General features: G+C 68.8%; 15 protein-coding genes. 3 read left to right on the top strand and 12 right to left on the bottom strand.

The annotated features are described in order from the left end of the window. Nucleotides 1-5 precede the first annotated feature (5 nt). From ACIBBH_RS33935 to ACIBBH_RS33895, 9 genes are all read right to left on the bottom strand, one after another. Nucleotides 6-1,094: a hypothetical protein gene (locus ACIBBH_RS33935; RefSeq protein WP_399411337.1), complete on the bottom strand. Its 1,089-nt coding sequence runs from the start codon at nt 1,092-1,094 to the stop codon at nt 6-8. Between the two features lie 5 nt (nt 1,095-1,099). After that, nucleotides 1,100-2,029, bottom strand: a complete 930-nt coding sequence (locus tag ACIBBH_RS33930) for a hypothetical protein (protein ID WP_399411335.1) — start codon at nt 2,027-2,029, stop codon at nt 1,100-1,102. 25 nt (nt 2,030-2,054) lie between these two features. After that, nucleotides 2,055-2,948, bottom strand: coding sequence for a phage distal tail protein (locus ACIBBH_RS33925; protein WP_399411333.1), 894 nt, complete (start codon nt 2,946-2,948; stop codon nt 2,055-2,057). Then, complete coding sequence (locus ACIBBH_RS33920) at nt 2,948-8,002, bottom strand: phage tail tape measure protein (RefSeq protein WP_399411331.1); 5,055 nt, start codon at nt 8,000-8,002, stop codon at nt 2,948-2,950. Before ACIBBH_RS33920 ends, ACIBBH_RS33925 begins: the two co-directional genes overlap by 1 nt. A gap of 9 nt (nt 8,003-8,011) precedes the next feature. Next, entirely contained in the window at nt 8,012-8,263 is a 252-nt protein-coding gene (locus ACIBBH_RS33915) for a hypothetical protein (RefSeq protein ID WP_399411328.1), read from the bottom strand. A 113-nt stretch (nt 8,264-8,376) separates the two neighbouring features. Further along, nucleotides 8,377-8,910 carry a hypothetical protein gene (locus ACIBBH_RS33910; RefSeq protein ID WP_399411326.1) on the bottom strand — a complete coding sequence of 178 codons (534 nt, stop codon included), beginning with the start codon at nt 8,908-8,910 and terminating at the stop codon, nt 8,377-8,379. Then, nucleotides 8,910-9,407, bottom strand: a complete 498-nt coding sequence (locus ACIBBH_RS33905) for a hypothetical protein (protein ID WP_399411324.1) — start codon at nt 9,405-9,407, stop codon at nt 8,910-8,912. The genes ACIBBH_RS33910 and ACIBBH_RS33905 overlap by 1 nt, the downstream gene beginning before the upstream one ends. A 73-nt stretch (nt 9,408-9,480) precedes the next feature. Next, on the bottom strand, nt 9,481-9,918 hold the full coding sequence (locus ACIBBH_RS33900; protein ID WP_399411322.1) for a hypothetical protein: 438 nt from the start codon (nt 9,916-9,918) through the stop codon (nt 9,481-9,483). Then, a complete protein-coding gene (locus ACIBBH_RS33895) occupies nt 9,915-10,409 on the bottom strand; it encodes an HK97 gp10 family phage protein (RefSeq protein ID WP_399411320.1) in 495 nt (164 codons plus the stop codon). The genes ACIBBH_RS33900 and ACIBBH_RS33895 overlap by 4 nt, the downstream gene beginning before the upstream one ends. 69 nt (nt 10,410-10,478) lie before the next feature. Between ACIBBH_RS33895 and ACIBBH_RS33890 the strand changes: the two genes are divergently transcribed. Then, entirely contained in the window at nt 10,479-11,096 is a 618-nt protein-coding gene (locus ACIBBH_RS33890; RefSeq protein ID WP_399411318.1) for a hypothetical protein, read from the top strand. Between the two features lie 65 nt (nt 11,097-11,161). Here ACIBBH_RS33890 and ACIBBH_RS33885 read toward each other — a convergent pair whose 3' ends face one another. Next, complete coding sequence (locus tag ACIBBH_RS33885; RefSeq protein WP_399411520.1) at nt 11,162-11,557, bottom strand: DUF6093 family protein; 396 nt, start codon at nt 11,555-11,557, stop codon at nt 11,162-11,164. A 10-nt stretch (nt 11,558-11,567) separates the two neighbouring features. Continuing rightward, nucleotides 11,568-11,930 (bottom strand): hypothetical protein, encoded by a 363-nt coding sequence (locus ACIBBH_RS33880; protein ID WP_399411316.1) that lies wholly within the window; start codon nt 11,928-11,930, stop codon nt 11,568-11,570. A gap of 74 nt (nt 11,931-12,004) precedes the next feature. On the opposite strand from ACIBBH_RS33880, the gene ACIBBH_RS33875 reads away from it, so the two are divergent. Then, nucleotides 12,005-13,234 (top strand): HNH endonuclease signature motif containing protein, encoded by a 1,230-nt coding sequence (locus tag ACIBBH_RS33875; protein WP_399411314.1) that lies wholly within the window; start codon nt 12,005-12,007, stop codon nt 13,232-13,234. Between the two features lie 6 nt (nt 13,235-13,240). Beyond that, nucleotides 13,241-13,822 (top strand): HNH endonuclease, encoded by a 582-nt coding sequence (locus ACIBBH_RS33870; protein WP_399411312.1) that lies wholly within the window; start codon nt 13,241-13,243, stop codon nt 13,820-13,822. A 37-nt stretch (nt 13,823-13,859) separates the two neighbouring features. Here ACIBBH_RS33870 and ACIBBH_RS33865 read toward each other — a convergent pair whose 3' ends face one another. Further along, on the bottom strand, nt 13,860-14,225 hold the full coding sequence (locus tag ACIBBH_RS33865; RefSeq protein WP_399411309.1) for a hypothetical protein: 366 nt from the start codon (nt 14,223-14,225) through the stop codon (nt 13,860-13,862). Nucleotides 14,226-14,510 lie beyond the last annotated feature (285 nt).

Below are 14,510 nucleotides of genomic sequence, written 5' to 3'. Positions count from 1 at the left end.
GCGGGTCAGCTCCCGTAGGTGAAGCGGTCTGCACGCGCGAGGGTGAGGGTGATGCGCTCGGGGTCGTCGCCCTGGGGCGGTCGCAGGGTCCAGCCGGTGATGCGGCACCATCCGTCGAACTCGCTCCACTGGTCGTGCAGCGAGACACGCACGTCGTCGCCGATCTGCCAGGAGCCGACCGGGGCCGCGGGGTGATCGATGACCTCGATTTCTGTGATCTCGCCGAGCACCTGGCGGGCGGTGCGTTCGGTGCGGGCGCGGGCGGCGAGCCGGTCGTTGGCCTTCTCCGCGGGTACGTCGAGGACGTGCTCCAGGCGGAGCCGGCCGTTGCGGATGGCGTCGACTGCGCGGCGGCGGCCGCGGCCCTCACCGGCGCCGAGGGCGATGACGACCTGGGCATAGGAGTCGGCGTCGTAGGCCACGGGGACGGTGGTGGCGACGTTGATGCCGGAGGTGAAGGAGATGTCGGTGCGGCGGATGCCCAGCCGGGGCCAGCCGAGCCGGATCCGTCCGGCGGCGCGACCCACGGTCCGGTCGGTGGTCTCCGTCCACTCGGGACCGCCCGCGATCTGCGTCATGTCGTCGACGACCTCTCCGAGGACGGGGGCTTCCCACCAGTCGGTGCGATAGGGCTCGGCCGGGGTGCCGGCCGTGGCCTTGCTGGTGGTGGGGTCGACGGTGACACCGAGGTCTCCGTCGGGCTGGGATTGCGCGTAGGCCCAGACGTCGCGGATGACCTGGCAGGGGTCGGCATTGACGTACGGACCGCGGCCATTCAGGTTGCCGTGGACGTCGTGGCGGCGGTGCAGGTAGCTGCCCCAGCCCGCGGCCTCGATTGGGTAGGAGGGGCCTTCTGGCTGGGCCCGCCAGATGATGCCGCCCCACAGCAGAGTGCCGTCCCGTTCGACAGTCACCAGGGTGTTGCCGGGGTCGAGCTGGGTAGGGAGCAGGTGCGCCAAGCGTGGGGCGAGGGTTGCCGAGAAGTCGCCCGTGGCGTTGAGGGAGAGGCCGAACTCGACGTCGGACAGCAGTAGGTCGGCCGCGAGCAGCTCGCCGGTCAGGGCGTGGTGCGTCTGATAGCGGTAGGCGGGCATGGGCTTCAGAACACGCCTTCGGAGAACTCGACGTCCGCGAAGATGCTGGTGCCAGCGTCGACGCTGAGATCGCCGGTCTCTGCCTTGGACATGTACGTCTTGACGTACAGCGTTTGCGTGGTGCCACGCGCGGAGGCCGAGACGCTGATGGTGTCGCCGAGCACGACGGTGTTGCGGCGGGTGCCGGTGCCCTGGTCGTCGTCGATGACGGTGGCCTGGCCGGGGTCGCTGCCCAGGAAGGACTGCATCTGCGCGAAGACATCGGCCCGAGACATGCGCAGGCCAGCGAATGTGAGCATCACCTTGGCGGTGGTGGCCCAGATCGGGACACGGATACTCCAGCGGGCCGCCGACGGCCAGTCGTGCCACTTGCCGTCCTGGTACGTGAGCGTGCTGGAGGCGTTCGGGAAGGACGGGAACAGGACGCGTTCCCGGCGCGGGTTCGCGATGCTCCGTACGTCCTTGATCATCGAGTCGGTGATGACGCCCGTGTTTGCCGGGAGGTCCAGGCGGGCGAGCGGGATAGCGGTCATACCGGACGGCACGGCCGTGGTGGTGGCCGGCACGTTACTGACAACGTGGAAGTAGCCAATCTCGTTGGTCTCCGGGTCGCGTGTGCCTTCGTACTCGGGGTCCTCGACACGCAGCACGACCAGGTCCGAGCGGGGGCTCGCGCCGGTGGGTGCGACGGGCACGAGGGCGTCGCCGACGTTGTACTGGGTGTACGAGCCCTGGCCCCAGGTCGCACCCCGGATCACGGCGGAGCCATCCCCGACCCGTACGCCGGCGCCGGGCGTGGAGAGCTGGCGCACCTTGAGGTCGTCGCCCTCGGTCACGCCTTGCGAGCCGCGGGCGAGGTCGCGGACCATCATCCGGAAGGCCCGGGCGGCGTGGGTGCCGCCGTGGGTGAGCAGCGGCGGGTTGATCAGCGTCACGAACAGCTCCTCCAGGACATAGGGATCACAGGGCGGCGTAGGCCGCGCGCCAGGTCACGGCCAACCGGGTGGTGTTGGTGTAGTCGCGGGCGGTCCACCACAGCTCGCTCCGGCCGGGCGGGATGACGAAGGTGTCCAGGCGGGACGCCGCCGACAGGGCGGGCGCGAGGTTGCCGGTGCCGTTCCGCAGCACCCAGCGCGTGCCGGGCCGGGCCTCGATGTCGATGTACTCGCCGCTTCTCAGTGCTACGGAGAGCTCGATCACCCGGCCGGACTCCACGTGCCGGATGCGGGGGTTGGTGCACGGGCCGGTGATCCGCAGGGACGGCCACGCCGGAAGGTCGCCGTCGTTGTGGACCCAGCCGCGGCGCTCGTCGGGGATCGCCACGCCGGTCGTCAGCGGGGCGACCAGCGGCGCGCGGAAGCCGCCGAGGCCATCGGCTGACAGGGCCAGCGTCAGCGCGGAGGCGTCGTCGGCGTGGAAGCGCGGGTCGAGCGCGGCGAACTCGATGTCCAGGGGGATCCAGCCGTGCAGCGTGCTCGCGGTGCTGGTGCTCTCCACGCGGCGCAGCCGCCCGTACAGGCGGCGCGTTGTCCGGCCAGGCCAGCGCAGCCGCAGTACCGTCTGCGCTCCGGAGTCCGTACGGATCGCCGGGTCGTCGGCGGCGCGGTGGAGGCGGGCGAGCAGGTCGAGAGCGCGTGCCGGATCACTTGGTGTACGGATGCCGGCCTCGATGCGGACCGTACGCGGCCCGTACAAATCGACGCCGGGGAAGGCGCCGCCCCCGGCCGGGTTATCCACATCCTGTGTACGAAGCTCGGGGACGCCCAGCCCCTCGACTTCTCCGACCGGAATGTCTGTTCCGGGGCCCAGGAGGACACCAGCGACCTCGATCTGCCACTCGTCGAGTTCCGGCATTACAGTCGGCCTCCCCGCTGGGCGTTGCGTAGGCGGCGCATGACCTCGGCGCCGATTTGCTGCGGAGTTGCCTGAGTTGAGGTGACGGTGACGGGCATGGTGCCGATCAGCGGCTGCTGCTCGCGTACGACGACGACCTGGACCGTTCCTGCCGGTCGGGCATCGACGGTGCGCACGGGGACGGGAGCGGTGTCTGCCGGGGCGAGTTGGAGTCCGAAGCGCTGGGCCACGTCGGTGAGTACGGCCGTCGCCGCGGCGCGCTTGGCCGGTGCGAGTGGGATGAATGCCTCCCCGCCCGTGCTCGCCTCTGCGAACTTGATCAGAGCGGTGGGCGAGGAGTAGATGCCGGGCTCCCAGACGCCTCCGTTGGCGTACGCCAGCCCCTTGTTGGCCTTCGCGAGGTCGGAGAGGAACCGGGTCGCGCGAGCGCCGGGCGCCGACTTGATGCGGGACTGGCCGAGGTTGCCGACCTCGATGACCCGGTCCTCCTCCAGGCCGGTCGTGTCCGCGACGGCGTGGATGCCGGTGGTGCTCGTCTTGATCGCGCTGATGATGGTCAGCAGATCCGTGAGGTCCTCGGCCGCGAGGGTCTTGGCAGCTGCCTTCGCCACGTCGTTGGCCTGCCGCGCCTTCTTCGGGCTCTTCACCGCCTCGGCGGCCAAGTCCTCCGCGGCCTCGTCGCCCTGTTCGGCGAGCCGCGCGGCGAGGTCGCCGTAGCCGAGAGCGGCGAGCTTGGCCAGGTTCTGCTCGAAGGTGCTCTGGTCCTTTACGGCCTGCCGGAGCTGGGTGGTGAAGTCGCCGAGGGTCGCCTTCGCGACCAGGCCCAGCCGCTCCAGGTCTGAGGCCATTTCCTTGAGATACTTCGACGAGCCGGTGGCCATCTTGTTGGTCAGCTCGATGCCGTCCTCGCCCATGGCTTCGAGTGCGTCGGCCACGTCCTGGCCCGCGCGCCGGGCGACGGTCCGCAGGTCCTTGCGCCACCGCTCGGTCCTCTTCACCGCTTTGTCGAGGTTCTTCTCGAACCTCGACAGGTCGAAGACATCAACCTCCTTGCCCTTCCTCTTCACGGTGCGCATGGAGTCCGACCGGATCGACGACACCGAGACAAGTTCGCTTGCCTCGGAGGGGCTGTAGGACCAGCCGGACAGGCCGCCGTCCTCGTACCAGGTGACGTCGCCGCCGAAGCGCCGGACGACCTCCTCGACGATGGCCTTGCTGCGGGGGCGCTTGCTCACAGCGAGTGGTACGTACGCCTCGCCCTGCGTCTCCGGCTCGGCCCACACTCGCCAGGAGCCGGCCGGGGCGATCTGTGCGACGTGGTTCTCACGTCGCACTCCCCGGAGGCCGCCGTTGGCGAAGTAGTCGACGACCGCGCCGTCGGCGCGGGCCTGGATGGAGTCGGGGATGCCGTTGGCATCCTGGTCCCACGAAGTGGGCTTAAGGAAGACGCCGATGCCGACGTTCCGGCCGTAGATGTTGTTGATCGCGCTCTGGATGGTGCCGACCGAGGTGAGCGGCGGCTGCGTCGGCACGGTGACCTCGGCCTTGCCGTCGGGCAGAGTTCGGATCTTGAAGCCGAGGTCTTCCAGCGCCTGGCGTGCCGCTCCGGTCGGCGCGCTGATCGTGACCGTCTTCGCGTTCGGTGTGGTGCGCAGCTTGTCCTGCATCGCCTGCAGGGAGGCGAGAGCCCCCTGTGTGGCGGCATTGACCTTGACGTTCTTGCTGCCGGGGACCGTACCGAGCTGGTCGATGAGCGCCTTCAGGGCACCGCGGGCGCCCTTCGTGGGAGCAGTGATCTTGATCTCGCGCGTGCCGGGGACGGTCTTCACGGTGAAGCCGAGGTCCTTCAGCTTCTTCTGGGCTTCCTCGCTGAGCGAGTCCACGCGGATCGTGGTCGCCTTCGGCAGCCGGTCGAACTCGGCCTGGACGGCGAGGAGGTCGGCAAGCGTGGAGTCCATGCCCTCGGTCTCCAGCAGGAGCGACACCTTCGACGGCATCAGGCCGAGGCTGTCCGCCACCGCCTCCGCCTGCTGGCGCGTCAGCCCGTAGCCTTGGGCCGCTTTGACTGCAGCTTCCCGGGCCTTGTCCATCTGTGCGCGGGCAGCGGCGAGGGACTCGGGCAGCGACTTGTTGTTCTGCTGGGCCAAGGCGTACGCCGAGACGGAGGCGTCGGCGGCTGCATCGCTCAGGGACGTGAGGGACTGGTAGAGCTGCTGGCCGTTGCGAGTGGCGGTGTTGAGCGTCCCGTTGTTGTTCAGCAGGGCCTTGCCGAAGCCGTCAGCCTTGTCGATCCCGTCGTCCAGAGCCTCGTTGACGCTGAGGATGGCGCTGTTCACACGCGCCTCGGCGGCCTGCAGGGAGATGCTGCCTCCAGAGAGCAGGTCGAGGGCGTCCTTGAGCGCACGGGTGCGGGTGTCGGCGTCGGCGGTCTTGTCGGCGAGCGCGCCCACGGCCGTCTTGAGCCGGTCGTATGCGCTCGCTCCGCCCTTCGTGTCGCTGCTGGCGTCGGCGAGGCGCTTGGCATTCTTGACCGACTCGGCCATCTCGCCCTTGACCTCGCCGAGCGCGCCTGCGGCGATCTTGGCCTTCAGGCCGGTGTCGGTGTATGTCTTGGCGGCGCCGCCCTGCGTCGCGATCCACTTGACGTTTGCTTCGGCGGTCGCATTCAGCTCCGACTGGAGATCTTCCAGCGAACGGCCCTGGCCCAGGTAGACATCGGTGAGCTCGGTCATGGAAACGCCGGCGCGCTCCATGACGTCGACGAGCTTGTCCTTGCCGTCGCGGACCTTCGTGTCCAGCAGCGTCTGGGCGGCGGCCCGGCGCACGTTGTCGTCGATGACGCCGCCGGACTCGCGCAGCGCGTCGGTCAGGGTGCTCACCCGCTGCTCGTGCTCGGCCGCCGCGCGGGCGGCCTTCTCCTGCTGCGAGGCGAGGAGCCCGAGCCCGAGGGTGACCCCGACCAGTGCGGCACCCCACGGGCCGCCCATGAATCCGACCAGCCCGGACATCGCGCCCCGCAGCCCGACACCGGCCGCGCGGGCCATGCCGGTGAGCGTGCTGGTGAAGCCAGTCGCTGGGCCTTGGGCGCTGCGGAAGGCCGCGCCCATCTGACCGACGATCGGGATCCGGGTCTGGAGCACTGCGAAAGCCGCGCTGAGCCTGCCAATCTGCGCGCCACTCGACGCGGCAAGGGACTGCTGAACGCGCATCTGTCCGTTGAAGCCCTGCCACGCGCCGGTGAGCCGCCCACCCAGAGTCGAGGCCAGCCCGCCCAGAATGGGTGTGACCCGTCGGGCCAGGAACATCGCGGCGATCGCGCTCTGCACCGGCCCTGGCAGCGCGGCGAACGCACGCACCACGGCGCCCACGGTCTCACCGACCGGCACCAGGACGGCCGACAGCCCGGCCACGGCGGACAGGGCGAGGTTCGCGACGGTGACAAGGATGTCCAGGGCGTTCGCCGCGCCACCGGAGTCGTCCGCGAGCGCCCCGAGGGCGTCGGCGATGGGCTCCGCGCCCTGGGCGAGGTTGTCCAGTACGTCACCGAGCGCGCGCCCCGCGTTGATCAGCAGGTTCAGCCCGGACGCCAGAGCGTCCTCGCCGATCTCCTTCAGCGGGCCAATGAGCTGCTCGGCCTCGTCGATCAGCCCGCCCAGACCCTGTCGCGCCCGCTGCTTGAGCTCGGGCCCATAGAGGGTCGCCAGGTCCCGCCCGTACTCGATCGCGGCGACGAGGTACGGGGTCGCGCCGGACAGGCCCCGCGTCAGGAGCCGGGTCACGTATTCCAGGCCCGGCGCCATCGCGTCGTACAGCGCGAGACCGGTCTGCCGCGTCTGCTTCTGCAGCAGCGTCATCGCACCCGCGAGCCCCTGTCCGCGGGCGGCGGTGATCTGCGCCGCCGCGCCGGTCTCGCGTACGGCGAGGTTGAGCGCGTCGAAGGACTCAGTGCCCTGGTGCGCGAGCGCGATGGCGCCGGACATGGCGGGCTTGCCCATCGCCTTCTTCACCGCGGCGGTGAAGTCCTGCTGCGACATCTCGTGCTGGGCGCGGGAGAGTTCCTCGATGACGTAGCGAAGGCCCTTGAACCGGCCTTGGGTGTCCCATGCCTCGATGCCGAGGGCCTTCAGCCCGTCGCGCATCTCCTTGGTGGGGGCGGCGAGGTTGGCCATCATGCTGCGAAGGGCCGTGCCGGCGGTCTGGCCGAGGATGCCGGCCTTGCCGAGCATGCCGACTGCCGAGGCCGCGTCCTCCATGCTGACGCCGAGGCCGGCGGCGACCGGACCGGCGTACCGCATGGCGTAGTAGATGTCGATGATGCCGCCGGAGGCGTTGTTCGCGGTGGCGGCGAGGATGTCGGAGGCGCGGGCGGCCTGGTCGGCGCCGAGGCCGAACTGGTCCATGATGTCGCCGAGGTAGCGGGCGGAGTCGGCCGCGTTGACTCCGGCGGCGGAGGCGAGCTGGAGTGAGGCGCGGGTGGCGGTGATGGCCTGGTCGGTGCGGAAGCCCGCTTTCGCCAGCTCCACCATCGCCTCGGCGGCGTCGGCCGCGGTGGTGGTCGGCAGGGTGAGGTCGTTGCCGAGCTGGTTGGCCATCCAGGCGGCACGTTGCATCTGCCCGGCAGTGGCTCCGGTCACCGCCTGGAAGATGTTCATCTGCCGCTGGTAGCGGTTGCCCTCCTCGACCAGCTGACCGGTTCCCAGGACGAGCGCCCCTCCGGCGAGGAGCCGGCTGAGCGCGCTCGCCTGCCGACCGGCGCCCTTGAGGGAACGCTCCAGCACACCGGCGTCGCTGCCCGCACGGCGCAGACGGCTGCCCGTCTGTCCACCCCGGACGCCGAGGGTCCCGAGGCGTGAGGCGGTGGCCTGGGCCCGCGCGCCCAGAAGGTCTACCTGCCGGGCGGCGCGTCGGCTGGAAGCGTCGAGTGCGGCGAGGCGGCGGTCGAGGTCGCGGGTGCGTCGGCCCAGGTCGCGTGCGGCATCGGCAGCCGAGCGCAGCCCGGAGATCAGGCTATTGGCCTGTGCTGTCAGCTGGACGGTGAGGTTATACGTCGCCATGCGACCGGCTCACCGCCCGTTCGACGCGTCGTCGCCGTGCAGCGCCTCGTACGCCGACCGCGGCAGCAGCGTGATCTTGATGCCATAGCCCGCCCGCCCCTCGGGTACCTGGTCGCGTTCCTGGGCGATCAGCTCACAGCCCGGGCAGCGCACGGTGTCCGTGACGTACGCGTGCCGGTGGCCGCCCTTGGCCGGGTCCCACTCCTCGGCGCGGGTTCGACAGTCCGGGCAGAGCGTGCGCTGCCACTGCTGCCAGGCCATGGCCTTAGCCCGGTCCAGCTCGCTCCAGCGGCCGTCCCCGCCGAGGAACTGCGAGTGCGGGATGCCGTACTCCGCGCACAGCTCCAGCTCGGCCCGCAGCCGCGGGTCGGCCGTCAGCCTTTTCCCAGATCGGCCCGGTCGACCCGGCCCTCCTGCTGCACCTCCCAGGCCGCCTCCCACAGCGCGTTCGCGTCCGGCGCCGACCACGTATCCAGCAGCTCACGCGCCTCGGCCTCGCTCATTCCGTCCGTACTGGACGCGGCGATGAGAGCGGCCGGGAAGGCGTCGGGATTGAACGCCGCACTGTCGGCCGCCTGGTCGTCAGTCGGCGGATGCGCGTGCAGGAGCTCCTCGAGGACCGGGCGCGGCAGCGCGCGGAACGTGAGGTAGACGGACTCTCTGTTCAGCGCGTCGGACGCCGCCTCGTAGCGCTCGGCAGCGAGCCGGGCCCGCTCGGCGAAGACACCGTTCTCTGCGTCACTTTCGGCGAGCAGCCGGGCGCGGTCGGCGGCCCGCTTGGCCTCGTCGTACTCTGCCCGCAGCGCTGCGTCGTCGCAGATCTGCAGAACGCGCTCTGGCAGGGAGCGGCGGCGCAGCCGCTCCATCTTCTGCTCCCAGGTCACCGCACCCTTGGTCGCGCCGGCCATCAGCTGCCTCCCGTCGAGGCGGCCGGGACAGCGGCGTCCAGCGCCGGTGGGGAGGTGATGGAGAAGATGGCCTGGAACTTCGCGGCCTCGTTGCCCGCGTTGTACTGCGCGGCGCGGGAGGCCACCTGCACGGGGAAGCTGTCCATCGACTTCGACCCGGGGATGTCGCCTTTGCGCAGGAAGACAACGAAGCCGATCGCGCCCTTGGGTAGCAGCGTCTCGATGTTGTCGCTGAGCTGGTCCTCGTAGAAGGTGATCGAGGAGTTGTCGGCCTTGTCGTTGCCGGGGATGGAGGAGGAGAAGGTCGACGCCATGTCCGGCGTCTCGATCGCCTCGTTCGTCAGCGACCAGCCGTCGACGTCGCTGATCGCCTCGGTTAGATCGGTTGCGTTCGGCGCGGACAGCTCCGCGCGGCTGGGGATCTTCGTCGCCGCTGCGACGCTCTTCAACCAGTAGATCTTAGTGATGCCGCGCCGCATGAAGCGCTGCTGAGCCACGGTGCACTCCCAGACGGGTGCTGCGCCGGGCTCGTCGGCCGGGCGTCCGCGTGGCTCCGCGGTGAGAAGAGGATCAGGCGGGTGTCACGGTGATCGTGAACCGCTGCACGTAGGTAACGATACTGCCCTGCGAACCGTCAACCGGTTCTCCGTCGGCGTCGTGGGTCAACTCCCGGTCGATCACCCGTATCCCGGGGACGACGATCTCCGTACGCCACCCGCTGGGCGTCCGGTCGAAGAGCGTCGCGCGGACCCGGTCGCCAAGCCACTGCACCTGGTCCGCCCGCTCGCCGACGCTCGTCGCCTGGTACGTCCAGGCTGCGTCCGCCTGCCAGTCGGCGAAGGACGGGCCGGAGAACTCGCCGGGCAGGCTGTCGAGGATCAGATACGGGAAGGCCGCGGCCTGCCCGTCCGGCGCCCGCGGCAAGACGCCGAGCCCGCATGGCCGTCCGGTGCCTGCGGCCAGCACGTTCACGAGCGCCCGAGTCAGCGGAAGCCGAGGGAGACTCATCGCGGCAGCACCCCCGTGCGCAGGGCCTCCAGGAACCCCGGCTCGGTCTGCCGGAACGCCGGCTCGATGTGCGGGTACGGCGGCTGCCGGTACTGCCGCCCCAACCGGTCGACACCGACGAACCCGTACTCCAGCCGCCGCGACTGCGGAGCATCCGTGAAGACCACGGCACTAACCCGACCACCGGCCATGGTCACCTTCACATCCCACGACGCCCGGTACTGCCCAGTGATCACGTTCGGCCCTGGCCGCCCGGAGGCGTTCTTCTGGATCCGGACCCGTAGCAGCATCGCGTGGTGCCGGGTGATCGCCCGCGTACGGGCCCGGACAGCCGGCCCCATGCCCGACAGCGCTGCAGCCAGCTCAATCGGGTCCCGAAACGCGGTCGCGTCGGGATGAGCGTTGGGATGCGGATTCACCGAGGCCATGGCGGAGCCTAAATGACCCGCCCGGTCCACTGCGATCAGTCGGTCGACCATCTTCCAGCCCATCGGACGAGCGGCTCACTCACAAGCACGGTGACGGATATCGTGATCAGACGACTTCGGGGGAGGGTTGCAGTGGATCTCGTTGACAGGTACCAGGCCCTCTATCGTGGCGCCCTGCTCGTTGCCGAGTCCGCCGATGACGCGTATCGCCTGGACGCTCTGGAACGGTTCCTCAAGCCGTGGGTCCGCGGCCGACTCGACAGGCTGCGCGGACTGCTGGAGAGCTGCGACAACAGACGAGAACTGGCCGAGGACACGCGGCGCCTGGCGAGTACAGCCGCCGAGTACTCCCGGCTACGGGATGCACTGTTCTCCGATGTGCACCACACAGGCCCTGAGCCCCCGTGGCGCATCGTGGAGGCAGAGGCATTCGCAATCCGGGCCCAGTCCGGGGTGTTGCTGGAGCAGCCGACGTTCGTCCTGCAGCGGCTTGCGGCTGTGTCGGACGTACCTGGTGCCGCGACCTGGGAATTCACTGTGATCGGCAATCCATCGGACCCCGGCGACATGGGCAGCTCGTTCGTCGTGATGGTGTCCACGGAAGACCACCCTGGCGGCGTGCCGGTTCAGGTGGCCAAAGAACTGGAGAGCAATCGCAGCTGGTACCAGCAGCTTGAGTACGGCTTCTACGCCCTGGGCATCAAGCCGTTCCTGCCCGCGATCTACGATCCGGACCGCCACCGGAAGTAATCGACCACGGTGACGCGGGCAGCCGTCACATCCGGACAAGCGGGTAACCAGCAGCTGCGCGTCATTCAGCTGAGGACTTGAAGACGGACGAGGCGTACGACAGCGAACGTTCCCACGGCGGTGTCACCGACACGGAAGCGGCGTCCGACGAGCTGAGGGTCCCGGGACGAGCTGATGACGGTCAACAGGTCGCCCGGGCTCGCGCAGGGGGCCGCGATGGGCAGCATGGCCTGATACGCGGTAGTGGTCGGCATCTGCGCGATGGAGCCGTCGAGCGGCACGAGCAGAGCAGGTTGACCCATGGGCACCACGGCCCCGCGCCCCTCCCACACGACTTCGCCAGCACCATCGGGGGGCTCCAGCAGGCCGGTCGTCTCGTTGAGTACATCGTCCGCGCCGCCGTCCGGATCGCGCCAGAGCCGCAACTCGTCATCGAGCATCCTCTCGACGACACGGCGCACACCGGAGAGCTCAAGCCCCACGGGCCCACTCCGCCAACTGCCGCAGCACCGCCGCCGTACCGCCACCCGGCACGTTCTCCATGTCCATCCGGGCGAGGGCAGCGCGCTCGACCTCGAGCGGATCCAGAGCCTCCAGGAAGGCGGCGGCAGCAGGACCCGGGTCCGGGGGCGTGCCGATCTCAACCTGAGCAAGCAGATCCAGTGCGGTCGGCCACGATCCGGTCGGTCGCAGGTGCAGCAGGACGCGAGGTAGGTCGTGTGGCACAGCGTGGACGTCCACCGCGGCTACGTGCTCGCTCACGTCCTGGCCGTCGACCGCAACGGCATAGGAGCGCCCGTCAAATGTGAGCTGGAAGCGATTCGGCGATGTCACCGGCGGAGCATAAACCCATGCTGTACGAAGAAGCACAGCACCGACTGTCGGTGGCGTCGCCTACTGTGCACTGCATGGCGCTGACGGACATCACGGCTTCCGAGGTCCTACGGGCGATCGAGGAATGCGACTCACTCGGTCGTGAGGGATTCCTACACCAGTATGGCTTCGGTGAAGCACGTCGCTACCTGCTGTCCCACAACGGCAGGTTCTACGACTCGAAGGCAATCGTAGGCGTCGCCCATGGCTATCTGCCAGGCCAGGAGTGCCTTTCCCCTGCGGGTCTTTCCGGGGGTGCGGACCATGCCGTTCGGCTACTCCGCAGACTCAGCTTCACGGTCGTGGACGATCCCGTCAAGGGCGCCTCGCGAACTGATGCACTCCTCGATGCCATCGCCAACCTCAGAGTAAACCGGGCCTCGGGTCAGCCCGCTCTATACCAACCAATCACCCTCCTCTGGGCTATCGGACGCGCTCGCCGAGGAGAATCACGTCTGCTGCCCTGGCCCGAAACTGAGAAGCCACTCCAGGATCTTCTGAATCGCCATGGCCTGCGGGGCGAGCGCCCCCGTCCCGATTACCCGATCTCGGCTCTCTACTACGCTGGCTTGTGGGAACTGCAGGACCACTCCAGTGCGGTACCTCCCGCTCGCGGAGACACGGCTCTCAGACGCTGGTACGCCGAGAACCGGCCGCGCGGTGGACTGCCCGAGCCGGAGTACGACCTCCTACAGCGCTCGGGCGAAGCCCGCCTCGCGTCGATAGACGCGCTTCTGATCCGGTACTTTGAGGGCCTGGATTACAGGTTGTTGCTCACTGACGTCGGGCTATACGACGAAGGGGTGGCCGACGACGTCTCGGATCCGGGAGACACCGGAATACCGCAGGCGGTTGTCGTGGCCGCGCAGTACGAGCGGCTCTGCCGCATCGTCGAGCATCGCGAGGACGAGAACCAAGGGCGACGCACGATCCGAACCTTGGCGAACCCCATAAGATCCGGCTCCGCCCGGCGCGCGGTCCTCCTACGCAGCGAGGGCCGTTGCGAGAACCCGGCCTGCACCGGTCAACCTGCCGATGTAACCGATACCGGCGATCCGCTACTCGAGATCGATCACATAGAGGACCTTGCCCGCGGTGGACGTGACCACCCCAGTCAGATGATCGCCCTCTGCGCCAATTGCCACGCGATCAAGACCCGTGGCCGGACGAGGGAAACGCTCCGTGCCAGGCTGCTTGACGTGGCACGGGCACGCCACACTCTTCTCGTGCCCCCCGGAAACCTGCGAAGCCAGAAGGCAATCTGAGGGCCCATGGACGACAACTACCCTGCCACCACGTCAGGCGAAGAGCGGAACCCGGGAATGCCCCGCCATGTTGTCGAGGTCGGTGAGGGCCGGCCCGGCCAATGGCAGTTCATCGTCCTCGATCCCGACAGGTGGTCTCAGCTCACCGAGGGAGAACAAAAGGCTGAACGTCATCGGGCGATCAAACGGCGGCAAAACCGGCGGCGGGCACGGCGCATACGCGAGAACGGCCGGCGGGACAGCTACACGCTTGAGCAGATCGGCGAACGCGATGGTTGGTGTTGTGCGATTTGCCACACCCCCGTCAACGGAGCCTTCAAACAGCCGCATCCGTGCTCCCCGAGTGTCCACCACGTCGTCGAGATCGTGGCCGGTGGCACCGACACTCTGGGCAACCTCGTCCTTGCCCATCAGTTCTGCAACAGCGACTCCTATAACTGGGGCCAGAAGGCGCCTGGCGTGGCCCGGCAACGCCTGGCAGATCGCGTGCTCTACGGCAAGCACGGACCAGGACGACGCGACCGAGTGCCTGATGCGGATGCTGTCGCCCTGGCCGACGCAATCATCGGCAGCGTCGCCGATCTTTAGAAAGCCTCCGCTGACCACTGTCGACGAATCCAGGCAGTCACGCGCCCTCGGCGCTCGCCTTCTCCAGATTTTCCAACACCTGTTCGGCCGCTATGCGTGCCTGGGCATTGAGATCCTGCTCTGACACCACGTGAGCGGGTGAGTACCTCTCGATGAAGAGGAACTGACCGGCACCGATGTCCACCGTGAGCGACGCCCGCCAGTCGTCGCCGTACATGACCTGGCGGGCCGCACCGCGTCCCTTCACCGTGACCGGCACGGCCTTCGTGGGGCTGGGGTCTGTTCCGTCGGCGGTCTCCAGCAGGGCTTCCTCGTTCTTGAACACGGAGACCACGTAGCCGGCCGGATTGTCCTCGTCCGGGGTCATGGAGAAGTGGCAGCTGACCTCGCCCTTGCCAGACATCGGTTCCCCCACACCCCGATGGCCTTCTGCTGGGCCTCTGTGAGTGTGGCTTCGCAGATGGAGCTCTCGGTCACTCCGCCGGTGTTGATGGGCACCGCGGGCCACATGCGCAACCGCGGAGCCACTGCTACTTCTTGCGGTTTCGGTGGGACTACGCCGTGGGCGTGGACGAGGCGATCACATTAACCAGTCACCAGTCCCTACCTTGTTGATCGGGCTGAGCGAGCCATTCGTAGGGTTGGCTCACCCAGGGGTGCCGGGTGTGGCTTTCACCAGTCTGTCGTT

It is taken from the genome of Streptomyces sp. NPDC051636, assembly GCF_044453765.1.
In the GTDB taxonomy this organism is placed as follows: domain Bacteria; phylum Actinomycetota; class Actinomycetes; order Streptomycetales; family Streptomycetaceae; genus Streptomyces.
Note: the sequence above shows the minus strand (reverse complement) of the source record. Positions and strands in the feature narration are given on the sequence as shown.